The organism is Nonomuraea sp. ZG12, from assembly GCF_052068115.1.
In the GTDB taxonomy this organism is placed as follows: domain Bacteria; phylum Actinomycetota; class Actinomycetes; order Streptosporangiales; family Streptosporangiaceae; genus Nonomuraea.
In genome coordinates this window covers 1-22140 of the sequence record NZ_JBQHCW010000020.1, presented here as the reverse complement: position 1 = coordinate 22140, position 22140 = coordinate 1, and the positions used below count along the sequence as shown (strand labels likewise).

The window sequence follows — 22140 nt, the reverse complement described above, 5'->3', positions numbered from 1 at the left end:
CCTGTCCGACAAGCAACACCGGTCCCGTTACCAGCACCACGATTACGGTCGGGCTCAGCGCTCCGGACTCGGTGGCTGCGGGCTCGACGTTGGATCTGACGGTCAACATTCCGGCCCTGACGCTTCGCGCCGGCGTTGTCACGGCGGCGACGACGCTGCAGGTGGATGCTGCCCTGACGAACACCCCTTCGACGGTTACGGTGAGCGATCCGGGAGCCAAGGCCGGGCCTGAGGTCGCGTCGGGGGCGACCAGCACCACGGCGGATACCGTCGCCTACAAGCTGTCGGTGCCCGCCGGAACCACGAGCAAGGTCAGTGTGAGGCCTGGCGACATCAAGTTGTCGCTCGCCAATGTCACGGGAAGTGTGACGACCTGCACCAACTCGTCTCCTGCCACCGATGTGCTGGACGTCCCCATCGGCACCGGCGGTGGCACCGGGACCGACATCATCGCCTACACGTGCACCGTCGTGGGCGGCACGACGACGGACGACGCCCAGGTCGACATCAAGGTCACGCCGACCATGCCGACCAGCGCCAGGGCCAACCAGGACGCCTCCATCACCTGGACAGGCGCTGTACAGAGCACCGGTGACCCGCTGCCGGCGCCCACGGCGGGCTTCCCCACGAGCTCGAAGCTCTTCGCCACCGTGAAGGCCAGCGGCGCCGGAGCCCCGGCGTCGGCCACCGGAGAGGCCGCCCTGACCGCGACCACCCAGATCACGACCCTGCCCAACGTGACCATCAAGGTGAAGCCGACCACCACCGGCACGGTCACCATCACGCCGGGGGACCTGGTCTTCGGGACCAGCGCCACCGCCACGACGCAGGCGGTCAAGTGCACCGCCCCCACCACTGGCCTGAAGACGTACACCTTCACGGTGAGTGCGGCCACGTCGACCCCCACCAGCAGCAACACTCCCACGACCAGCAGCACACCCACCCCCACCAAGACCAAGACCGAGTTCGTCACCGAGACGCCCACGACGCGGAAGAGTCCTACGACGCGGTCGTCGCAGACGCCCAAGAAGGGTGCCGCTACCGGTGCCGGTGGGGATGCGGGGCCGGATGGGCGGATGTTCCTGCTGGCCGGGTCCGTGCTGGTCCTGGGTGCCGGTGCCGGTGGGCTGCTGCTGCGTCGTCGTAACGTCGCCAGGGGCTGATCGAGGTGGCCAACCACTATCCGTACGGCGGCGCGCCCGTACCGCCGCCGCCGTCGCCGTCGCCGGATCAGGGTGGGAAGGTGCTGCGGGGCGCGCTGCTCCTGGCCGCGATCGCCGGTGTGGTGACCGTGGTCGCCGGGATGCTGATCGTGCTCGGTTCGCCCGAGGAGTACGGCCTGGCCAGCGACCGGGAGGCGCTGCCCCTGTCGGCGCAGCCCAAGCAGGCGCAGCCGGAGCAGGCGATGTTCCAGGCGGCGCCGGATGTGCCGCCGCCGCTGCCGGAGATCGTGCCGGCGCCGGCGATGCTGCCTTCGACGCCGGTCAGGATCTCGGTGAAGCGGCTCGGGATCAACGCGCCGATCAAGTCCGTGGGGCTGGCCGGTGACGGGACGATCCAGGTGCCGCCGTTGAACAACCACAACCTGGTGGGCTGGTACCGGAACATGTCGACGCCCGGCGAGGCCGGCCCGGCGGTGCTGCTGGGGCACAAGGACACGGCGACGCGCAGCGCGGTCTTCAGCCGCTTGCCGGAACTGGTCAACGGCGACACCATCGAGGTGAAGCGGCAGGACGGCATCACGGCGGTGTTCACGGTGGGCGGCGTCGAGCAGGCGGACAAGAAGACGTTCCCGACCGAGCGCGTCTACGGTCCGCGGGAGAACGCCCAGCTCCACCTGATCACCTGCGGCGGCACCTACATCCGCAGGACCGGGCACTACACCGACAACGTCATCGTCTACGCGACGATGACGAGCTCGTATCGAAGCTGATCGCGGAGGCGCGCAATGGGCTGGATGGCGAAGCGGAGACTGCGTACTGGCCCCACGGCGGCACTGCCCGCCAAGCCGGACCGCGCGACGTTGCTGCGGATGGTGCAGCTGGCCGATCCGGGCGCCCGCGAGGACGGTGACGACATCGTGGCTGCGGATGTCAGGGTGCACGCCCCGGTCGAGGCGGAGCCGGATCTGGTGGGCGGCGAGCTGGAGAAGGTGTGGGCGTGCCGGGTGACGGCGGAGGGCCCGCTGCCGTTCGACTACTTCGACCGCTATCTGGCCGAGGGGCTGGCCTTCCGGCTGGGCGGGCTGGCGGTGTGCCGGGGCGAGGTCGCCGATCCGTCCGATGCCGGACACGGGGGTGGGCCCGCGGTGATCCTGCCGGTCCGGCCGTCGGCCGAGGAGCTGCTGGAGCTGCTGGAGGGCGAGGTCGAGCAGGAGGAGGAGTTCGTCTTCAACGCCGGCGGCATCCGGGTCCTGGTGGTGCCGCAAAAGGGGCAGCCGCCCGCCGCGCAGGAGTTGCTGCCGTTCGCGACCGAGCTGACCGCGATCGAGTTGCGGGGCGACGACCAGGCGAAGCTGGGCGCGCTCGCGCTGTCGCTGTCGGAGGCGTTGAACGGCTTGGCGGTGGACCGGTGGCGGTTCCGGGTCGACACCGTGGAGGATCTTCTGCCGCCGACTGAGTAGAGCAACGTTCTGTTGTACCCTTCCGGGTAAGGACCGAATGATGCTCGGTTTACCAGGAGGCACTGTGGCAGAGGCGTACATCGTCGGGGCGGTTCGCAGCCCGGTCGGCAAGAAGAAGGGCGGCCTGTCCACCGTCCACCCCACTGACCTGGCCGCGCACTCGCTGAAGGCGTTGATCGACCGTACGGGCGTCGACCCGGCGGCGGTCGAGGACGTCATCATGGGGTGCGTCATGCAGTTCGGCCCCCAGAGCATGGACATCGCGCGCAACGCCTGGCTGTCGGCCGGGCTGCCGGAGACCACCGCCGGGGTCACGATCGACCGCCAGTGCGGATCCTCCCAGCAGTCGATCCACTTCGCCGCGCAGGGTGTGCTGTCCGGCACGCAGGACCTGGTCGTGGCCGCCGGTGTGGAGTCGATGAGCATCGTGCCCATGGGCTCGTCGATCACCGCCGCGCTGGAGAAGGGCATGCCGTTCCCGTTCGGGGAGAAGTGGGTCGAGCGTTACGGCATGCAGGAGATCTCGCAGTTCCGCGGCGCGGAGCTGATGTGCGAGAAGTGGGGGCTCAAGCGGGACGAGCTGGAGCGCTTCGCCTTCGAGTCGCACCAGCGTGCCGCCAAGGCCATCGCCAACGGCTACTTCAAGGACCAGATCGCGCCCATCAACGGCGTCGAGCACGACGAGGGGCCGCGCCCCGACTCCACGCTGGAGAAGCTGGCCTCGCTGAAGACGCTCAAGGAGGGCGGCCAGATCACCGCCGCCACCTCCTCGCAGATCTCCGACGGCTCGGGCGCCCTGCTGATCGCCTCCGAGCAGGCGGTCAAGGACCACGGGCTCACCCCGCGCGCCCGCATCCACCAGCTCGCGCTGATGGGCGACGATCCGGTCTACATGCTCACCGCGCCGATCCCGGCGACCCAGAAGGCGCTGAAGAAGGCCGGGCTGTCGATCGACGACATCGACGTGACGGAGATCAACGAGGCGTTCGCGCCGGTGCCGCTGGCGTGGCTGAAGGAGCTCGGCGCCGACCCCGCCCGGGTGAACCCCAACGGCGGCGCCATCGCCCTGGGCCACCCGCTGGGCGGCACGGGCGCGATCCTGATGACCAAGCTGCTGCACGAGCTGGAGCGCACCGGCGGCAGGTACGGCCTGCAGACGATGTGCGAGGGCGGCGGCCAGGCGAACGTCACCATCATCGAACGGCTCTGACACCACCGATGCCCCGGCCGAGTCGGCCGGGGCATCGGTCTGTCGCGGCTCGCCCATGGCGTGGCGGGCGTGCGCCGCGATCACCACCATCCAGGTAGTGGTCCTATCGCCCCTTGGGCGGGATCCGCCGGGGCGGCGCGATCGGCCGCTGCGGGGCCTTCGGCATCTGCCGGGGCATGGGCGGCAACTCCCGACCGGGATGGCCTGGGAGATTTCGCTTCTTCTTGCCGGATGAACGTACGCGCATGGGTGGGCTCCTTTACGTGAATCGCGACGCGGCGACAGCCGGGTACGCAAGCTCAGCGGCCGCGTCTGCATGGGCGGGGTGGCTGAGAGGCCGGCCCGATCGGGCTCAGGCGTATTACAGGTAAAGGCGCATGTCCGTTACGGTAGCCCCCGCTCCGCGCACGGCACAACCGATTTATCGCCGCGTGGCCATCTGGCGTGGAGCAGGAGGAGAGCACCATGACGGCGCCGGTGATGGCCGCTAGAGGGAAGCGCATCCCGGACAGGCTGCGGTCTGAGGCGTTCCGCGGGAATACGGATCTTTGAGACAGTGGACGCCACAACCGTTCGGCGCCGCCGGGAGCGATGATGGACGAACGACGCATGGTGCGGGTCTCCAAGTATCTGGCCAAGCACCTGCGGCACGAGCCCGAGCGCATCGGCCTCGAACTGGACGAGCACGGCTGGACAGACGTCGACGCCTTTCTCGGCGCGGCGGCCGCCCACGGCTTCCCGATCACCGAGGCGGAGCTCGCCCAGGTCGTCCAGGACAACGACAAGCAGCGTTATGCCCTGGAGAACGGCCGCATCCGCGCCAATCAGGGCCACTCGGTCACCGTGGACCTGGACCTGCCGGTGCGCGAGCCTCCGGCGTTCCTCTACCACGGCACGGTGGCGGCGAGCCTGCCCGCGATCCGCGCCGAGGGGCTGCGCCCGATGAGCCGGCACCACGTCCACCTGTCGCCCGACCGCCAGACGGCCACCCGGGTCGGCGCCCGCCGGGGCAGGCCGGTGGTGCTCCCGGTGGACGCGGCGGCCATGCGCGCCGCCGGCCACGCCTTCCACGTCAGCGCCAACGGCGTCTGGCTCGTGGACCGGGTCCCGCCGGCCTACATCCGCTTCCCGGGCTGATCGAGGCCCAGCGCCGGGCGTACGAAAAAGGTTGGTACACAAGGCGCAAAGCGCCTTCGGCCGGGCAGTACACAGCAATCTCCATCAGGCGTACTGTCAGCGGGAGGATGCTATGAGCGAGTACGCCAAGGCAAGAGAGCTCGGCGAGCAGGCCCGCGAGCGAGAGTGGACCCGCCCCAGCTTCGCCAAGCAGTTGTTCCTCGGCGACCTGCGGCTGGATCTGGTCCATCCGGCTCCGAAGATCCCCGAGGAGGCCGCAGAGCGGGGCGAGGGGTTCGTCAGGGCGCTGCGGCGCTTCCTCGACGGGCACGTCGATCCGGCGCTGATCGAGCGGACCGCGCAGGTGCCCGACGAGGTGGTCAAGGGGCTGGCCGGGCTCGGCGCCTTCGGGATCACGATCGGTCAGGAGTACGGCGGGCTGGGCCTGCCGTACCTGTACTACTGCCGCGCGCTCGTGCTCGTCGGCTCCTACTGCCCGGCGCTGGCGACGCTGCTGTCGGCGCACCAGTCGATCGGGGTGCCGCAGCCGCTCAAGCAGTTCGGCACCGAGGAGCAGAAGCGGGAGTTCCTGCCGAGGTGCGCGCGGGGCGAGATCTCCGCGTTCCTGCTCACCGAGCCCGACGTGGGCTCCGACCCGGCGCGGCTGAGCACCACCGCGGTCAGGGACGGCGACGAGTACGTGATCGACGGCGTCAAGCTGTGGACGACGAACGGCGTGATCGCCGACCTGCTCGTGGTCATGGCCAGGACGGGCGGGAAGATCAGCGCCTTCGTCGTGGAGGGGGACTCGCCCGGCATCACGGTCAGGCGGCGCAACGCGTTCATGGGGCTGCGCGGGATCGAGAACGGGGTGACGGAGTTCTCCCAGGTGCGGGTCCCGGCCCGGAACCTGATCGGCCGCGAGGGTCAGGGCCTGAAGATCGCGCTCACCACCCTCAACACCGGCCGGCTCTCGCTGCCCGCCACCTGCGCGGGCAGCGCCAAGTGGGCCGTGAAGATCGCCCGCGAGTGGGGGAACGCCCGCGTCCAGTGGGGGCGCAAGGTCGGCGAGCACGAGGCCGTGGCCACGAAGATCGCCTTCATCGCGGCCACCGCCTACGCCCTGGAGGCGGTCTGCGACCTGACCGCGAGGATGGCCGACGACCGGCGCAACGACATCAGGATCGAGGCCGCGCTGGCCAAGCTGTACGCCTCCGAGCTGTCGTACCAGGTGCTCGACGAGCTCGTCCAGATCAGGGGCGGCCGCGGCTTCGAGACGGCCGAGTCGCTGGCCGCGCGCGGCGAGCGCGGGGTGCCGGCGGAGCAGATGCTGCGCGACTCCAGGATCAACCGCATCTTCGAGGGCTCCTCGGAGATCATGCGCCTGCTCATCACCCGGGAGGCGGTCGACGCGCACCTGTCGGCGGCCGGTGAGCTGATCAACCCGGACGCCTCCCGCCAGGAACGCGCCCAGGCGCTCAAGCGGGCCGGCGCCTTCTACGCCCGCTGGCTGCCCGGCCTGGTGACGGGAGCGGGCAACCTGCCCACCTCCTACGCGCCTTTCGGCCCGCTGGCGGCACACCTGCGGTTCGTGGAGCGGACCAGCAGGAAGCTCGCGCGGGTCACCTTCTACGGGATGTCGCGCTGGCAGGGCGGGCTGGAGCACAAGCAGTCGTTTCTCGGCCGGATCGTGGACATCGGCGCCGAGGTGTTCGCGATGACGGCGGTCTGCGTCAGGGCCCAGGAGGACGCCCACGAGCTGGGCCGCAGGCCGTACGAGCTGGCCGACGCCTTCTGCCGGCAGGCCAGGCTGCGGGTGGACGCGCTGTTCGACAGGCTGTGGGACAACAGCGACAGCCAGGACGTGCGGCTGGCCCGCCATGTGCTCGGCGGCCGCTACACCTTCCTGGAGGAGGGCGTTCTCGACCCGTCGATCGAGGGACCGTGGATCGGGTCGCCGCAGGGCGGGGAGAACGTACGCAGACGCGTGGTCTAGACCGCCGATGCCGTGGTGTTGTCAAACCGAGACCAACCGGTATAGACCGGCTGTTGAACAGAGGCTTACGCTGGCGCAAACGCGTCGAGCTGCGTCTCGCGCGGCCCCATCCCCCTGGGCCGGGTCTGGTGACTGGTACGGACCAGTGTGACCCGTCCGACGAGAAGGCGGTACTTACGGTGAGAATGAGACTTGTGGGCGGCGCCGCTCTCGGCCTGGCAACCGCACTGGTCCTGTCCAGCTGTGGCTCCTCCAGTGCGCCCACCACCGAGGGCGGCGACCAGGCAGCCTCGGGCGGCCAGGTCACGCTGAAGATGGTCGCCGCCGACTACGGCGACGGCCCCGGCAAGCCGAACTCGGGCGAGACGTTCTGGAAGGGCGTCGTGGACGAGTTCCAGGCGGCCAACCCCACCATCAAGGTCGACGTCCAGGTCATCAACTGGAACGACATCGACTCGCAGGTCGCCACCATGATCCAGAACGGTCAGGTGCCCGACATCCTGCAGACCGGCGACTACTCCGGTTTCGTCGCCGACCAGCTCCTGTACAAGGTCGACGAGGTGCTGTCGCCCGCGACGTCCGGCGACATGCTGGAGAAGTTCGCCGAGTTCGGCAAGGTCGACGGGACCGCCTACGGCATCCCGTTCGTCTCCTCCGCCCGCGCCCTGTTCTACAACAAGGAGCTCTTCGCCAAGGCGAAGATCACCGACCCGCCCAAGACCTGGGACGAGCTCAAGGCCGCGGCCGAGAAGCTGAAGGCCGCCGGCGTCAGCCAGCCCTTCGGCCTCCCGCTCGGCCAGGAGGAGGCCCAGGCCGAGTCGTTCCTGTGGATGCTCGGCAACGGCGGCGGCTACAAGGACGCCTCCGGCAAGTGGGCGATCGACTCCCCGCAGAACGTCGAGACCTTCGGCTACCTCAAGGGCCTCGTCGACGCCGGCCTGACCACCCCGAACCCGGGCACCAAGGACCGCAAGACGGTCTGGGAGGACTTCGGCGCGGGCAAGGTCGGCATGGTCAACGGCGGACCGATGTCCATCCCGATCTTCGACGCGGCGGGCCTGAAGGACTACGGCGTCGTGCCCATCCCCGGCAAGGCCGGCCCGCTCGACACCACGCTCGGCGTCATGGACTGGATCATGGCGTTCAACAAGAACGGCCACGCCGCCGAGATCAAGAAGTTCTTCGACTTCTTCTACACCGGCAGCGCCGCGCAGAAGATCAGCGACACCTACAAGCTGCTGCCTGTCACCAAGAGCGGCATCGAGAAGCTGTCCGGCGACGAGAAGCTCAAGCCGTTCCTCGACGGCCTGCCCAACGCCAGCTTCTACCCCTTCCAGGACCCGAAGTGGGCCGAGGTGAACCCGCAGATCAAGCAGATCATCGGCGGGGCCGTCAAGGACGACCCGGCCAAGGTCCTCGGCGAGCTCCAGAAGACCGCCGCGGCCGGCTGACCATCGAGGGTCCGGTACGGCCGGCGCCTGCCTGCCAGGGCGCCGGCCGTACCTTCATGGAAGGTTCTTCATGAGAAGGTTGCGCGCCCTGGAGCCCCTCGCCTGGGTCGGGCCCGCCGTGCTGCTGATCGCGCTCGTGGTGCTCTGGCCGGTCGTCGAGATGATCCGGTCGTCATTCCTGGAGATCAGCCGGGTCGGCATCGTCCGAGGCTCCAACGGGCTGGACAATTACCACAAGCTGTTCGCCGAGAAGGACTTCGCGGACGTCATGGTCCGCAGCGTGATCTGGGTGGTCGCGGTCGTCGTGCTCACCGTGGTGATCTCGCTGGCCCTCGCCCAGCTGTTCAACCAGCGCTTCCCTGGCCGCAAGGTCGCCCGGTGGGCGCTGATCGCGCCCTGGGCGGCCTCGGTGCTGATGACCGCGATCGTCTTCAAGTGGATGCTCGACCCCGAAGTAGGCGTGATCAACCAGATCAGGCTCAAACTCGGGCTCATCGACGCGATGGGCGGCGCCTCGGCCGACCAACTCGGCGACGCCTCCACGGCCATGCCGTGGCTGGTGTTCGTGGCCGTGTTCGTCTCCGTGCCGTTCACCACGTACGCGCTGCTCGCCGGACTCGCGACCATCCCCTCGGACGTGTACGAGGCCGCCAAGATGGACGGCGCCCGCCGGATCCGTACGTACTGGTCGATCACCCTGCCGCTGCTCAGGCCCGCGCTCACCGTCGCGGCCCTGATCAACGTGATGAACGTCTTCAACAGCTTCCCGATCATCTGGGCGATGACCCACGGACAGCCGGGCTACTCGACGGCGACCTCCACCATCCTCATGTTCATCCTCAAGGGCTCCGACATCGGCGAATCCGCCGCGATGTCGGTGGTCAACTTCGGAATGGTGCTCGTGATCACCGCGCTCTTCCTCAAGATCTCCCGCTGGAACAGGGCGGTGGCATGATGGCCGTCGAAACGGCTCCGAAGGCGCCGCCGCGCGCCCACGCCAGGCCCAGGCCGACCGGCCCCCGCGCCATGCCCAGGCTCAAGACGACACTCGTCGCGGCCACCGCCTACGTGGTCGCCTTCATCTTCCTGTTCCCCTACGTGGTGATGGTGCTGACCTCGCTGCGTCCCCAGGAGACCCTGCGCGACGTCACCCTGCTGCCCTCGCAGTGGGAATGGTCGAACCTGGTTGACTTCTGGAGCAGTGGACTGGCCGGCAACCTGATGGTCACCCTCCAGGTGGCGGCCGGCTCGACCGTCCTGGTGCTGCTAGTGGCGCTGCCGGCGGCCTACTACTCCGCCCGGCACAACTTCCGGGGCCGCACCATGTTCCTGATCCTGGTGCTGATCACCCAGATGTTCCAGCCCACGGCCATGCTGGTCGGCATCTACCGGGAGTTCTCGCAGCTCGGGCTCGTCGACTCGATCTGGTCGCTGATCCTGGTCAACGGCGGGTTCAACCTGGCGTTCGCGGTGTGGATCCTGAACGCCTACTTCGCCTCGATCCCGCGCGAGTTGGAGGAGGCCGCCTTCATCGACGGCAACGGCCGCTTCGGCGCGCTGTTCAGGATCACGCTGCCGCTCGCCATGCCCGGCGTGATCACCGCACTGATCTTTACCTTCATCGCCGCCTGGAACGAGTTCGTCGTCGCCCTGACACTGACCACCACGCCGGAGAAGCAGCCACTGACCGTGGCGCTCAACTCCTTCATCGGCCAGTATCAGGTCGACTGGCAGAACCTGTTCGCCGGCTCCGTGATCGCCACCATCCCGGTGATCATCCTGTTCGCCCTCATCGAGCGGAAGGTGGTCGGGGGCCTCACGGCCGGGTCCATCAAGTAGCCCTGGGTCATCAAGCAGGGACGCGGGCCACGCAGAAGACCGTCTGGCCGAACGGGGGGCGGATGAAGCGCTCGATCAGCCGCGTGGCCGGCACCACCGTGCGGTCGTAGATCTTGACCAGGCGCGGGTCAGGGTAGCCGACGCCGCCCCGGCGGACTGCCGCCCACCAGGCGATGCCGCCCAGGAAGTTGATCGGCTTGAGCACGTCGACCTCAAGGCCGGCCTTGTCGACCGTGGCGCGCAGCGTCTTGGGCGTGTAGCGCTGGACATGGCCGACCTTACGGTCGAAGTCGCCGTACAGCTGCATGTAGCCGGGCACCCAGATGATGATCCGGCCGCCGGGCAGCGTCACCCGGGCCAGCGAGCGCAGCGCCTCGGCGTCGTCCTCGATGTGCTCCAGGACGTTCATCATCACGACCGTGTCGACCTTGTCCTTCAGCGGGATCTCGGTCGGCAGGCCGAACTGCAGCACGTCGATGTCGTCGCGGCCCTCGAAACGCTTCTGCAGCTGCTCCACGCAGTAGGGGTCGAAGTCGCTCACGACCAGCCGGTCGAGCCTGGGCAGGAACTGGTCGGCGAAGTGGCCGAGCCCCGAACCGATCTCCAGCATCGAACGGCCGACATGGGGGGCGACCATGTCGAACTCGTACTGCCGATAGTTCTTGGCCTCGTCCCCACCGAGATGGTTCTCCAGGGCCTCGTCACCGGCCGCCGGTTGCACTACACGGTCATACCCAGAAGACATAGTCCCGTTCCTTAGGGGCTCGAGGAATGGCCCGAGTCTAGTGCCAGGCAGGAACGAGAGGTCACCTCATGGACGAAACGCCCTTCCGCGTGGCTTCAGGATGCGGTGGAATCTGACTCGTCCATGGACGACGACGAGGCCATCGGCCGCTCGCTCCAGGGTGACCTGTCCGCCTACGAGGCGCTGGTCGCCCGCTACAGCGCGCTCGCCCACCGCACCGCCGCCGTGCTGGGCGCGGGGGACGAGACCGAGGACGTGGTGCAGGAGGCGTTCGTCAAGGCCTTCAAGCACCTGCGGTCGTTCCGCCGCGAGTCGTCGTTCCGGCCGTGGCTGCTGCGCATCGTGGCCAACGAGACGCACAACCTGACCCGGTCGCGCGGGCGCAGGTCCCGGCTCTCCGTACGGCTCAGCGCGACGGCGGAGCTGACGGCCGGCGACGATCCCGAGGGCACGGCCGTGGCCACCGACCGGCGCGCCCGGCTGCTGGAGGCGGTCCGCACGCTGCCGGAACGGGAACGCGACGCCGTCGTCTGCCGGTACTTCTTACAGCTGTCGGAGGCCGAGACCGCCCAGGTGCTCGGCTGCCCGATCGGCAGCGTCAAGTCCAGGACCCACCGGGGCCTGGCCCGGCTGAGGGAGGAGGTGCGCGATGAGCTCCGATGACCTTGAGGCCGAGCTGCGCGCCCTGGCCGAGTCCCTCGACGTGCCGGCGCCGCCGCCCGACCAGGTGGCGGCGGCGGTACGCGCCCGGCTCGACGCCCTGCCCCCGCACACCCCTGCGAACGCGCGGCGACGGATCAGGTGGAGGGTGGTCGCGGTCGTCGTGGCCGTGATCGTCGCCGTGACCGCCGCCACGCCGCAGGGCAGGCATGCTGTGCTCACCATCCTGCGCCACGCCGGCGTCGAGCTGACGCTGACCAGCGACACCCCGCCCCCTGTGGCCACCCCCACCGTCCTGCCCGGCGAGCGCGCCGTACCCCCAGGACAGGCGGCGGCCCAGGCCCGCTTCCCGGTGCGGACCCTGACCGCGCTGGGCCCGCCGCCACGCGTCACGGTGAGCGACGGCGGCCGGGTGGTGTCGATGTTCTGGCCGGGCGGCGTCCGCTTCGACCAGTTCGACGGCGGCATGGACCCCTACTTCTTCAAACGCCTCGGCCCGCCGTTCCCCCAGGACGTCCCGGTGAACGGCGTCACCGGCTGGTGGCTGTCGGGTGAGCACCCGGTCGGCTACATCACCAGGCCGGACGACACCGAGATCCCGCTGCGCCAGGCGGGCCCCACCCTCATCTGGCAGACCGGCGCCGTCGGCTACAGGCTGGAGGGGGTCACCGCGATGGACCGGGCCGTCGAGCTGGCCCGCTCACTCGGGTGAGGCCAGCCAGTCGTCGATGCCCCGCATCAGCTCCTTGCGCACCGAATCGGGCGCGGCCGACGACCTGATCGACTGCCTGGCCAGCTCGGCCACCTCCGCGTCGCTGAAGCCGTACGCCTCCCGCGCCAGCTCGTACTGCCGCAGCAGCCGCGCCCCGAACAGCAGCGGGTCGTCCGACCCCAGCGCGATCGGCACCCCCGCGTCGAACAGCCTGCGCAGCGGCACGTCGGCCGCCCGCTCCACCACCCCGAGCCCCACGTTGGAGGTGGGGCAGACCTCGCAGCAGATCTGCCGGTCGGCCAGCCGCTCCATCAGCCGCCGGTCCTCCGCCGCGCGCACGCCGTGCCCGACCCGGTCGGCGCCCAGGTCGTCCACGCACTGCGCCACGCTGCGCGGCCCCAGCAGCTCACCCCCGTGCGGCACGGCCAGCAGCCCGGCCCGCTTGGCGATCCTGAAGGCCCGCTCGAAGTCGCGCGCCTGGGCCCGCCGCTCGTCGTTGGACAGCCCGAACCCGACCACGCCCTGGTCGGTGTACTGCGAGGCCAGCCGGGCCAGCGTGTTGGCGTCGAGCGGATGCCTGGTCCTGTTGGCGGCCACGACCACCGCGATGCCGATCCCCGCCTCGTCGGCGGCCCGCCGCGCCGCGTCCAGCACCAGCTCCAGCGTGGCCGTCAGCCCGCCGAACCGGTGCGCGTAACCGGACGGGTCCACCTGGATCTCCAGCCACCGCGAGCCCGCCGCCGCCTCGTCGCGCGCCGTCTCGCGCAGCAGCCGGTAAACGTGGTCCGGCCGGCCCAGCACGGACCTGGCGATGTCGTACAGGCGCTGGAAGCGGAACCAGCCGCGCTCGTCGGTCGCCCGCAGTTTGGGCGGCCAGTCCTCCTCCAGCGCGTCGGGCAGGTGCAGGCCCTGCTCCCTGGCGAGCTCGATCAGCGTGGCGTGCCGCATCGAGCCGGTGAAGTGAAGGTGCAGGTGGGCCTTGGGAAGCGTGTGCAGGGACCGTGCCATCGCCATATTTTGCCACCCGACGGGCCTGGCCCCGGCCGAACGGTCTTGCCGCCTCGCCCCCGGCTCCTGTAGGAGACTAAGGGCCCTATTCCCGACGTCCACCTGAAAGTCATGGTGTTGTGATGCGGCGCCTGGCGGCAGCGATGCTGGTGCTCAGCCTGACCGCGTGCGGCCCCACCACGCCGAGGACCCCCGTCGCGCGGCCGAGCAACGCCCCCATCTCCCAGTCGGGCTTCACCCTCGCCTGCGGCGCCGTACCCGTCACGATCGGGACGATGCCTCCGGGGTCGGCCCGGTCCGGTACGTTCCGGCGGCTCGGGTCGCTCACCGAGCGCCTCAAGGTCAAGGGACAGATCTGGAGCATGGGGGACGAGCGGTTGTACGTGGGGGTGGTGTGCGGGGTGCGGTCACCCGAGCGGTTCGCCTCCCTCGTCACCCAGGCGGGGCTCGTCATGCACCGGGGCAAGCCCGCCCTGCACTGGCGGACCCGCGGCGGGGTGCGGCACTTCATGTGGCTCGAACACCCCGGCACCGCCGTCTACGTCGCCGCCACCCGGGGCATCACCGGGCAGATCGCCAAGGTGGCCGCGAGCGTCAAATAGGCCCTCCGCGCGCGGGCGGCCCGCCGGCCGGTGGCGGGCCGCCCGCGCGTCGGACTAGTGCGCCTCGGCCAGCAGCTTGGCCAGGCGGCTGACGCCTTCGACCAGGTCGTCGTCGCCGAGGGCGTAGGACAGCCGGAAGTAACCGGGCGTGCCGAACGCCTCGCCGGGGACGACCGCCACCTCCGCCTCCTCCAGGATCAGCTCGGCCAGCTCGGCCGAGGACTGGGGCCGCCGGCCGCGCAGCTCCTTGCCGAGCAGGTCCTTGACCGTCGGATAGGCGTAGAAGGCGCCCTTCGGCTCGGGGCAGAACACGCCCGGGATGTCGTTGAGCATCCGCACCATCGTCTGGCGGCGGCGGTCGAACGCCTCCCGCATCTCCGCCACCGCCGACAGGTCGCCGGAGACGGCGGCCAGCGCGGCCATCTGCGACACGTTGGCGACGTTGGAGGTGGCGTGGGACTGCAGGTTGGCGGCGGCCTTGACCACGTCGGCCGGGCCGATCAGCCAGCCGACCCGCCAGCCCGTCATCGCGAAGGTCTTGGCCACGCCGTTCAGGATGACGACCCGGTCGCCGAGCTCGGGGACGACGGTGGCGATGCTGGTGAACTCCGCGCCGCCGTACGTGAGGTGCTCGTAGATCTCGTCGGTGACGACCCAGAGGTCGTGCTCGGCCGCCCAGCGGCCGATCGCCTCGGTCTGCTCGCGTGAGTAGACGGCGCCGGTCGGGTTGGACGGCGAGACGAACAACAGCACCTTGGTGCGCTCGGTGCGCGCGGCCTCCAGCTGCTCGACGCTCGCGAGGTAGCCGGTGCTCTCGTCGGTGACGACGTCCACCTGGACGCCCCCGGCCAGCTTGATCGCCTCGGGGTAGGTCGTCCAGTAGGGGGCCACCACGAGCACCTCGTCGCCCGGGTCGAGCAGTGTGGCGAACGTCTCGTAGACGGCCTGCTTGCCGCCGTTGGTGACCAGCACGCGCGACGCGTCGACCTCGTAGCCGGAATCGCGCAGCGTCTTGGCGGCGATCGCCTTCTTGAGCTCGGGCAGGCCGCCCGCCGGGGTGTACTTGTGGAAACGCGGGTCGCGCGCCGCCTGCACGGCCGCCTCGACGATGTAGCCGGGTGTCGGGAAGTCGGGCTCGCCGGCGCCGAAGCCGATGACCGGCCGACCGGCGGCCTTCATCGCCTTCGCCTTGGCGTCCACGGCGAGGGTCGCGGACTCGGAGATCGCGGAAATCCGTGTGGAGACACGGGGACGGGTGGACATGTCCCCATGCTTTCATGGGCGTGTGACCTGGGCGATCGGGGATCAGTTCGACGTGGCGGCCAAACACCCCTACACTTTTCCCTGGTCGTGCCGCCGCATGTCGGTGTGCGGTTCGGTCCAGGCAGTGAGTCGATCAGGGTAGTGTGGTTGACGACATAGGGCACTGGCGCAATTGGTAGCGCACCGGTCTCCAAAACCGGCGGTTGGGGGTTCGAGTCCCTCGTGCCCTGCGAGTGCGGTCCGCGCAATACTTGGCGTGTAAGCGCGCCGCAAAACTGCGTTGGATACGACAGATCAGGTGAGGACTGTGGCGATCGACACGCGCGGCGAGACCGCAGGTAAGCCTGGTGGAGAGAAGAAGAAGCGAACTTCTCCCGCCCTCTTCTATCGGCAGATCGTCAGCGAGCTGCGTAAGGTCATCTGGCCGACACGCAATGAGCTCGTCACGTACACCTCCGTCGTCATGGTATTCGTTGTGATCATGGTCGGCATCGTCTACGCGTTGGACGCCGGCTTCGGCTGGGTCGTTCTACGGGTCTTCGGCGGGGCCTGATCCTGACGCCTCCGGTGCATCCTGACGGAGTCGCCATTCTTTACGACGAAGGAGGAAGAGTCACCGTGTCCGAGTCTTCAGTGCCGGCGGACGAGTCCCGCGAGCCGGAAGAGGCCTTCGAGGCCGCTGAGGAGACCGTCGAGGACGTTGCCGACCACGACGAGGAGGCCGTCGTCGAGACCGACGACGACGCTCCGGTCGACGGCGACGAGTCCGCCGACGCCTCTCCCACCGTCGACGAAGACGGGGACATCCTGCCCGACGTCGATCCGGTCGAGGAGTTCAAGCGCGGCCTGCGCGGCCTCCCCGGCGAGTGGTACGTCATCCACTCCTACGCCGGTTACGAGAACCGGGTGAAGTCCAACATCGAGAGCCGTAACGTCTCGCTCAACATGGAGGACTTCATCTACCAGGTCGAGGTGCCCACGCACACCGTCCAGGAGTTCAAGAGCGGCAAGAAGGTCCCGGTCAAGGAGCGCGTGCTGCCCGGCTACGTCCTGGTGCGCATGGAGCTGACCGACGAGTCCTGGGCCGCCGTCCGTAACACGCCCGGCGTGACCGGCTTCGTGGGCCTGTCCAACAAGCCGAGCCCGCTCAGCATCGACGAGGTCGGCAAGCTGCTGGCCCCGGAGCCGAGCGAGGAGAGCAAGAAGGCCGCCGCCAAGACCAGCACCGGACCCACCGTCGAGTTCGAGATCGGCGAGTCCGTCACGGTCATGGACGGCCCGTTCGCCACCCTGCCCGCCTCGGTCAGCGAGATCAGCCCCGAGTCGCAGAAGCTCAAGGTGCTCGTTTCGATCTTCGGACGAGAGACCCCGGTCGAGCTGTCGTTCAACCAGGTCTCGAAGATCTAAGACGATCACCTACACTTAGACGTTCGGCCGGCCGCCTTTCGCGAAGGGCGGCCTTCCGACATGTCCGGGCGCATCCGCGTCAGGACAGCATCACGATCAGGACCCGGAGAAGGACTCATGCCTCCGAAGAAGAAGATCGCGGCTCTGGTCAAGGTCCAGCTTCCCGCTGGCCAGGCCACGCCCGCCCCGCCGGTCGGTACCGCACTCGGTCCCCACGGCGTCAACATCATGGACTTCGTCAAGCAGTACAACGCTGCGACGGAGGCCCAGCGGGGCAACATCATCCCCGTCGAGATCACCATTTTCGAAGACCGCAGCTTCACCTTCATCACGAAGACGCCCCCGGCGCCCGAGCTGATCAAGAAGGCTCTGGGCCTCGACAAGGGCAGCGCGGTCCCGCACAAGGACAAGGTCGGCAAGCTCAGCCGCGAGCAGCTGCGCAGCATCGCCGAGACGAAGATGCCCGACCTCAACGCCAACACCGTCGAGGCCGCCGAGAAGATCATCGCCGGCACCGCCCGGTCCATGGGCATCACCGTCGCCGAGTAAGACCTTTCCCGACACCGTGGGAGGGCCGGATGCGGCCCGCGCACCACAAGGAGACAGACATGCAGCGCAGCAAGGCGCACAAGGACGCGGAAGCCAAGATCGACCGCGACAAGCTCTACACGCCCGCCGAGGCCGCGAAGCTGGCCAAGGAGACGTCCGCCACCAAGTTCGACGCGACCGTCGAGGTGGCGTTGCGGCTGGGCGTCGACCCTCGCAAGGCCGACCAGATCGTGCGCGGCACGGTCAACCTCCCGCACGGCACCGGTAAGACCGCCCGGGTCCTGGTCTTCGCGACCGGCGACCGTGCCGAGACGGCCCGCGAGGCGGGCGCCGACATCGTCGGCGCCGACGAGCTGATCGACGAGATCGCCAAGGGCAACCGCCTCAACGAGTTCGACGCCGTGGTCGCCACCCCGGACCTCATGGGCAAGGTCGGCCGTCTGGGCCGCGTCCTGGGCCCGCGTGGTCTCATGCCGAACCCCAAGACCGGCACCGTGACCCCCGATGTCGCCAAGGCCGTGACCGAGATCAAGGGCGGAAAGATCGAGTTCCGCACCGACCGGCAGGCCAACCTGCACTTCGTCATCGGCAAGACGTCGTTCCCCGAGCTTCAGCTCATCGAGAACTACGCCGCCGCGCTCGACGAGGTGCTGCGTCTCAAGCCGTCGGCCGCCAAGGGCCGCTACGTCAAGAAGGTCACCTTCTCGACGACCATGGGCCCCGGCGTCCCGGTCGACCCCAACGCCACCCGCGGCCTCACCGCCGACCTGGAGGCGTAGGACAGACCCCCTTCGGGGCCGTCAGACCCGTACAGAGCCCCCGCCGCGCACCGCGGCGGGGGCTCTGTCATGTCTCGGGGGGAAACGTTATGTCTCGGGGGAATCGCCCTCAGGGATAACCCTTAGTTTTCCATGAGATGTACGGGGAAGCCGCTCCTGACAGATCTCCGGCACGTAGGGTTCAAACCATGCTGAAGCGCAGGATTTCTCTCGCCACTGCCGCGGCCGGCGCCGCCCTTGTCGCGGTCACAGTCGCCGGTTGCGGAACGACCGCGCAGCCCATCCAGGTCAATCTGGCCGCCTCGGAGGTGCTGGCACAGGCCGCGCAGAAGACGGCCGACGTGAGCTCCTACACCGTTGACGCCGTCGTCAACGTGACGGACCCGCAGAACGGCGCCGGCAAGGCTCAGGGCCGCATGCTCTTCCAGAGCAAGCCCGAGCTCGCCGTGGACCTCACCATCGACAGCGCCGACTTCGGTGGTCAGAGCCTCCCCGGCGGGGCGCGGGTCGTCCTGCAGGGCGACACCGTCTACCTGAAGGTCGACGCCCTCAACAAGGTGCTCGGCGCGACCAAGCAGTGGGTCAAGGTGCCGCTGAGCGAGGCCGGCGCCGACCGCGGCCAGATCGACCAGGTGCTCGACCAGATCCAGCAGTTCGACCTGGCCGGCGTGACCGAGATGGTCACCGCCTCGCAGGACGTCAAGTCGGTCGGCACCGAGAACGTCGGCGGCGAGGACACCACCCACTACGCCGGCACCTTCCCGGTGGACGCGGCGCTGAAGCAGCTGCCCGCCGAGAAGCAGGAGCGGGCGCGGACCAACCTGGCCGAGCTGAAGAACGTCAAGTTCGACATCTGGGTCGGCGCCGACAAGCTGCCGCGCAAGGTCACGATGAGCGGCTCGGAGAAGGGTGCCTCGATGGACGCGGCCCTGATGTTCAAGGGCTACAACGAGCCCGTGAACATCCAGGCCCCGCCCGCCGACCAGGTCGGTGAGCTGCCCAAGGGCACGACCAACTAGAGAGCGATTTGGAAACTCGGCGGCCACCCCGTAGTGTGGTCGTTGCCGAAGACCGCCGGTCGTCGTCAGGTGCCTCAAAGCCTGGCGACCGAAGGATCCACGACATGTGGACGGCCCGCGCAGGTGTGATACGAGTTTCCCCGCATGACGCGAGTCATGTGCGTGAGCCCCGTGTGCGCCCTGCGCCCGGGGCTGTTCTCATGTCAGGGGACCCTTCGCCGGTGGCACATCTGGAAGGAGGCCCATGGCGAGGGCGGATAAGGCGACAGCAGTTGCCGAGCTCAGAAGCGAGTTCGAAGGCAGCGCTGCGGCCGTTCTGACCGAGTACCGCGGTCTCACCGTCGCCCAGCTCAAGCAGCTGCGCGTATCTCTCGGTGAGAATGCGAAGTTCGCCGTGGCGAAGAACACCCTGACCAAGATCGCAGCGGACGAGGCCGGTCTTCCCGGCATCGGAGAGCTGCTGACCGGTCCGACCGCGATCGCGTTCGTCAGCGGAGACGTTGTCGAGGCGGCCAAGGGTCTGCGTGACTTCGCCAAGGCCAATCCCCTCCTGGTGATCAAGGGAGGCGTCCTCGACGGCAAGAAGCTGGACGCCACCGAGATCACCAAACTCGCTGACCTTGAGTCCCGCGAGGTTCTTCTCGCGAAGCTTGCTGGTGCGATCAAGGCGAAGCAGAGCTCTGCTGCTGCGATGTTCGCCGCGCTGCCCACCAACATGGCTCAGCTGGCCGACGCTCTTCGCGCCAAGCGCGAAGAGTCGGGCGAGTAAGACGGGGATTGCCGCAACACCCGCGGTCCCGTTCCTAAATTTCAAAGTCCCATACGGAGGAAACCATCATGGCGAAGCTCAGCACCGACGAGCTGCTCGACGCGTTCAAGGAGATGACCCTCCTCGAGCTTTCCGAGTTCGTTAAGCAGTTCGAAGAGGTCTTCGACGTCAAGGCCGCCGCCCCCGTCGCGGTCGCCGCCGCCCCCGTCGGTGGTGCCGGTGAGGCCGCCGCCGTCGAGGAGCAGGACGAGTTCGAGGTCATCCTCGAAGGCGCCGGTGACAAGAAGATCCAGGTCATCAAGGAGATCCGCGCCCTCACCTCCCTCGGCCTCAAGGAGGCCAAGGACCTGGTGGACGGCGCTCCCAAGTCCGTCTTCGACGGCAAGGTCAACAAGGAGCAGGCGGAGAAGGCCAAGGCTGCCCTCGAGGGCGCCGGCGCCAGCGTCACCGTCAAGTAACTCGTTCGCTCAGAACGCGTCACGAGGCGGCTCAACGCTTCATCGCAAAGGGGCGGTCACACCCAGGTGCCGGGTGTGTCGCCCCTTTCGCATGCCCGGACGACAGGCGTACATCCCTGTACGCAGCCCGGACGACATGCGTACAGGGATGTCACCCGAAGAGGGCGCACGACTGCTGCGACCCCGCTTGCGGGCGCTCAGTGAGGGCTGACACGCCCTGGCAGCCCGCCGAGGCGTTTCCCGGAGTAGGGCGGGCGCTCGCGGCCTCAGCGGCCATCTGAAGGCTTCCGGGCCGCTCGTAGCCTGATCAAGGGCCATATCGACGGCATCGGTTGGTTCGCGCACCCCTGCCGAGGCCCGCGGGTTATGATCCCGGCGAATCGGTGCCGGGAAGGGGGCGTACGTGGCTGAGATCTTCGCTCGGCTGGGCCGCCACGCGGTCCCGGCGCTCGCCGTCGCGGCGGCGCTGCTGATAGCCGCCGTCGTCTGGCTGGTCGTGCAGGCGCGCGACGCGCAGGCCAGAGCGGACGACCGGCAGGCGGCGCTGCTCGCGGCGGGCACCCACGCGGTGAGTTTGCTCTCACTTGACCACAAGACCGTAGAGGCCGATCTGCAGCGCATCCTGGTCACCTCGACGGGCCCGGCGAAGGCGGGCTACGAAGCCGCCGCGAGCAAGCTCAAGAGCACCACGGTCGCCAACAAGGTCGTGCAGGAGGGCGTGCTGCGCGCGGCCGGGCTGGTGTCGATGTCGGAGAGCACGGCGAAGGCACTCGTGGTGGCCGACGTGGAGATCCGCTGGGACGGCTCCGACAACGCTCCGCAGGAGCGGTTCTACCGATGGTCGATGGACCTGACCAAGGTGTCCGGCGCGTGGCTGGTGTCGAAGGCGGTGCAGGTCTCGTGAGGAAGGCCGGGGTCGTCTCGCTGGCCGTCCTGGTGCTGGCCCTGGCGACTGTGACGGGTGTGCTCTGGCTGGACCTGAGCGCCATGCGCGACGGCGAGGCGGCCGGCGCCGAGGCGATGGCGGCGGCCAGGGCCGTCGCGCCCGATCTGCTGTCCTACGACTACCGCACGATCGAGCAGGATCTGGCGCGGGCGGCGGAGCACACGACGGGCGCGCTCACCAGTCACTACAAGGAGCTGTCCGGCACGCTGGTGGCCAAGGCGAAGGCGCAGCGGACCGTGCAGACCGCCGCCGTCGCGGCTGTCGCCGTGGAGCGCGCGGAACCCGGTCGCGTGGAGGTTCTGATGTTCGTGAACACGGGTACGGTAAAGAAGATCGCCGGGAAGGCAGAGCAGCAGCAACAGGTCAGCCAGAACCGGGCGAGGTTCGTCATGGTCAAGCAAGGATCGCGCTGGCTCGTGGCCGATCTGTCGACTCTGATCGGGACCGCGTGAGGCGCCGGGCGCGCCGCTTACTTCAATTGTTACTAAAAATCAGGTTTGGCGGAGCCCAGGTCACGGGTATCTCCTTCGCAGCTACACCGGTTGTCAGCATGGGTTCGACCCCCGGTGTGACGGAGCGTTAGCCGCCCCCGTTCGCGGGTATCGTCTTGGGCCGGGCGGTAGGCGACCGATCACACAGGGGAGAAAACCCAGCGTCCAGGCCCCGAGACGGCTGAAAGTCGAGCTTTCGGGCTTGACGGATCCGCTCGGACGGGCGATGCTGCGACCAACGTGAAGCATGCAGCGAGAGCGAAGTGGACAGGCGTGTGCCGTTCGGCTACACTGCCCCTTTGCGCTGCCCTTTGACGACCCGCTCCGCTGCTCACGTTGCGAGGTTGTCTGGCGTGCGTGTAGTCAGTCCGCCGCGAGCCCTCGGAAGGACATCTGTTGGCAGCCTCGCGCAACGCCTCCGCCGTACCCGCCGGTCCCAGTCGCGTCTCGTTTTCGCGCATCCAGGAGCCCCTCGAAGTTCCTGACCTTCTCGCCCT

At 68.8% G+C, this 22140-nt stretch carries 24 protein-coding genes and 1 tRNA gene; 22 read left to right on the top strand and 3 right to left on the bottom strand.

Annotation, left to right across the window (positions count from 1 at the left end; translation table 11 throughout):
- The first annotated feature begins 200 nt into the window (after positions 1-200).
- From ACTMTF_RS36545 to ACTMTF_RS36505, 9 genes are all read left to right on the top strand, one after another.
- Positions 201-1163: a hypothetical protein gene (locus ACTMTF_RS36545; RefSeq protein WP_441114761.1), complete on the top strand. Its 963-nt coding sequence runs from the start codon at positions 201-203 to the stop codon at positions 1161-1163.
- Between the two features lie 5 nt (positions 1164-1168).
- Positions 1169-1933 (top strand): class F sortase, encoded by a 765-nt coding sequence (locus ACTMTF_RS36540; protein WP_441114760.1) that lies wholly within the window; start codon positions 1169-1171, stop codon positions 1931-1933.
- Positions 1934-1957: 24 nt separating this feature from the next.
- Entirely contained in the window at positions 1958-2623 is a 666-nt protein-coding gene (locus ACTMTF_RS36535) for a hypothetical protein (protein WP_441114759.1), read from the top strand.
- Positions 2624-2687: 64 nt separating this feature from the next.
- Entirely contained in the window at positions 2688-3833 is a 1146-nt protein-coding gene (locus ACTMTF_RS36530; protein ID WP_441114758.1) for an acetyl-CoA C-acetyltransferase, read from the top strand.
- 591 nt (positions 3834-4424) lie between these two features.
- Positions 4425-4970 (top strand): RNA 2'-phosphotransferase, encoded by a 546-nt coding sequence (locus ACTMTF_RS36525; RefSeq protein WP_441114757.1) that lies wholly within the window; start codon positions 4425-4427, stop codon positions 4968-4970.
- 112 nt (positions 4971-5082) lie between these two features.
- Entirely contained in the window at positions 5083-6945 is a 1863-nt protein-coding gene (locus tag ACTMTF_RS36520; protein ID WP_441114756.1) for an acyl-CoA dehydrogenase family protein, read from the top strand.
- A gap of 185 nt (positions 6946-7130) precedes the next feature.
- The gene (locus ACTMTF_RS36515; RefSeq protein WP_441114755.1) at positions 7131-8396 is read left to right on the top strand and encodes an extracellular solute-binding protein; all 1266 of its coding nucleotides are present in this window, start codon (positions 7131-7133) and stop codon (positions 8394-8396) included.
- Between the two features lie 70 nt (positions 8397-8466).
- The gene (locus ACTMTF_RS36510) at positions 8467-9351 is read left to right on the top strand and encodes a carbohydrate ABC transporter permease (RefSeq protein ID WP_397010778.1); all 885 of its coding nucleotides are present in this window, start codon (positions 8467-8469) and stop codon (positions 9349-9351) included.
- Positions 9348-10235: a carbohydrate ABC transporter permease gene (locus ACTMTF_RS36505; protein WP_441114754.1), complete on the top strand. Its 888-nt coding sequence runs from the start codon at positions 9348-9350 to the stop codon at positions 10233-10235. Before ACTMTF_RS36510 ends, ACTMTF_RS36505 begins: the two co-directional genes overlap by 4 nt.
- 10 nt (positions 10236-10245) lie before the next feature.
- On the opposite strand, the gene ACTMTF_RS36500 is transcribed toward ACTMTF_RS36505, so the two are convergent.
- The gene (locus ACTMTF_RS36500; RefSeq protein WP_397010774.1) at positions 10246-10980 is read right to left on the bottom strand and encodes a class I SAM-dependent methyltransferase; all 735 of its coding nucleotides are present in this window, start codon (positions 10978-10980) and stop codon (positions 10246-10248) included.
- Between the two features lie 123 nt (positions 10981-11103).
- Between ACTMTF_RS36500 and ACTMTF_RS36495 the strand changes: the two genes are divergently transcribed.
- A complete protein-coding gene (locus tag ACTMTF_RS36495) occupies positions 11104-11643 on the top strand; it encodes an RNA polymerase sigma factor (RefSeq protein WP_441114753.1) in 540 nt (179 codons plus the stop codon).
- Complete coding sequence (locus ACTMTF_RS36490; RefSeq protein ID WP_441114752.1) at positions 11630-12352, top strand: hypothetical protein; 723 nt, start codon at positions 11630-11632, stop codon at positions 12350-12352. Before ACTMTF_RS36495 ends, ACTMTF_RS36490 begins: the two co-directional genes overlap by 14 nt.
- On the opposite strand, the gene ACTMTF_RS36485 is transcribed toward ACTMTF_RS36490, so the two are convergent.
- Positions 12341-13360: an adenosine deaminase gene (locus ACTMTF_RS36485; protein ID WP_441114751.1), complete on the bottom strand. Its 1020-nt coding sequence runs from the start codon at positions 13358-13360 to the stop codon at positions 12341-12343. The genes ACTMTF_RS36490 and ACTMTF_RS36485 overlap by 12 nt on opposite strands.
- Positions 13361-13482: 122 nt before the next feature.
- On the opposite strand from ACTMTF_RS36485, the gene ACTMTF_RS36480 reads away from it, so the two are divergent.
- The gene (locus tag ACTMTF_RS36480; protein ID WP_441114750.1) at positions 13483-13962 is read left to right on the top strand and encodes a hypothetical protein; all 480 of its coding nucleotides are present in this window, start codon (positions 13483-13485) and stop codon (positions 13960-13962) included.
- Positions 13963-14016: 54 nt separating this feature from the next.
- Here ACTMTF_RS36480 and ACTMTF_RS36475 read toward each other — a convergent pair whose 3' ends face one another.
- Positions 14017-15225 (bottom strand): pyridoxal phosphate-dependent aminotransferase, encoded by a 1209-nt coding sequence (locus ACTMTF_RS36475; RefSeq protein ID WP_441114749.1) that lies wholly within the window; start codon positions 15223-15225, stop codon positions 14017-14019.
- A 157-nt stretch (positions 15226-15382) separates the two neighbouring features.
- Between ACTMTF_RS36475 and ACTMTF_RS36470 the strand changes: the two genes are divergently transcribed.
- The 10 genes from ACTMTF_RS36470 (at position 15383) to ACTMTF_RS36425 (ending at position 21604) form a co-directional block, all read left to right on the top strand.
- Positions 15383-15455 (top strand) — tRNA-Trp (locus tag ACTMTF_RS36470).
- 77 nt (positions 15456-15532) lie between these two features.
- Complete coding sequence (gene secE, locus ACTMTF_RS36465) at positions 15533-15778, top strand: preprotein translocase subunit SecE (RefSeq protein ID WP_397010762.1); 246 nt, start codon at positions 15533-15535, stop codon at positions 15776-15778.
- 65 nt (positions 15779-15843) lie between these two features.
- Positions 15844-16632: a transcription termination/antitermination protein NusG gene (gene nusG, locus ACTMTF_RS36460; protein ID WP_441114748.1), complete on the top strand. Its 789-nt coding sequence runs from the start codon at positions 15844-15846 to the stop codon at positions 16630-16632.
- 117 nt (positions 16633-16749) lie between these two features.
- Positions 16750-17181: a 50S ribosomal protein L11 gene (gene rplK / locus ACTMTF_RS36455; protein WP_189141257.1), complete on the top strand. Its 432-nt coding sequence runs from the start codon at positions 16750-16752 to the stop codon at positions 17179-17181.
- Positions 17182-17240: 59 nt separating this feature from the next.
- The gene (gene rplA / locus ACTMTF_RS36450; protein ID WP_397010758.1) at positions 17241-17960 is read left to right on the top strand and encodes a 50S ribosomal protein L1; all 720 of its coding nucleotides are present in this window, start codon (positions 17241-17243) and stop codon (positions 17958-17960) included.
- Between the two features lie 188 nt (positions 17961-18148).
- Entirely contained in the window at positions 18149-18979 is an 831-nt protein-coding gene (locus tag ACTMTF_RS36445; RefSeq protein ID WP_441114747.1) for an LppX_LprAFG lipoprotein, read from the top strand.
- Between the two features lie 244 nt (positions 18980-19223).
- Positions 19224-19748, top strand: a complete 525-nt coding sequence (rplJ, locus tag ACTMTF_RS36440) for a 50S ribosomal protein L10 (protein WP_397010755.1) — start codon at positions 19224-19226, stop codon at positions 19746-19748.
- Positions 19749-19816: 68 nt separating this feature from the next.
- Positions 19817-20206: a 50S ribosomal protein L7/L12 gene (rplL, locus tag ACTMTF_RS36435; protein WP_397010753.1), complete on the top strand. Its 390-nt coding sequence runs from the start codon at positions 19817-19819 to the stop codon at positions 20204-20206.
- A 403-nt stretch (positions 20207-20609) separates the two neighbouring features.
- The gene (locus tag ACTMTF_RS36430) at positions 20610-21110 is read left to right on the top strand and encodes a hypothetical protein (protein ID WP_441114746.1); all 501 of its coding nucleotides are present in this window, start codon (positions 20610-20612) and stop codon (positions 21108-21110) included.
- Positions 21107-21604 (top strand): hypothetical protein, encoded by a 498-nt coding sequence (locus tag ACTMTF_RS36425; RefSeq protein WP_441114745.1) that lies wholly within the window; start codon positions 21107-21109, stop codon positions 21602-21604. Before ACTMTF_RS36430 ends, ACTMTF_RS36425 begins: the two co-directional genes overlap by 4 nt.
- The last annotated feature ends 536 nt before the right edge of the window (positions 21605-22140 follow it).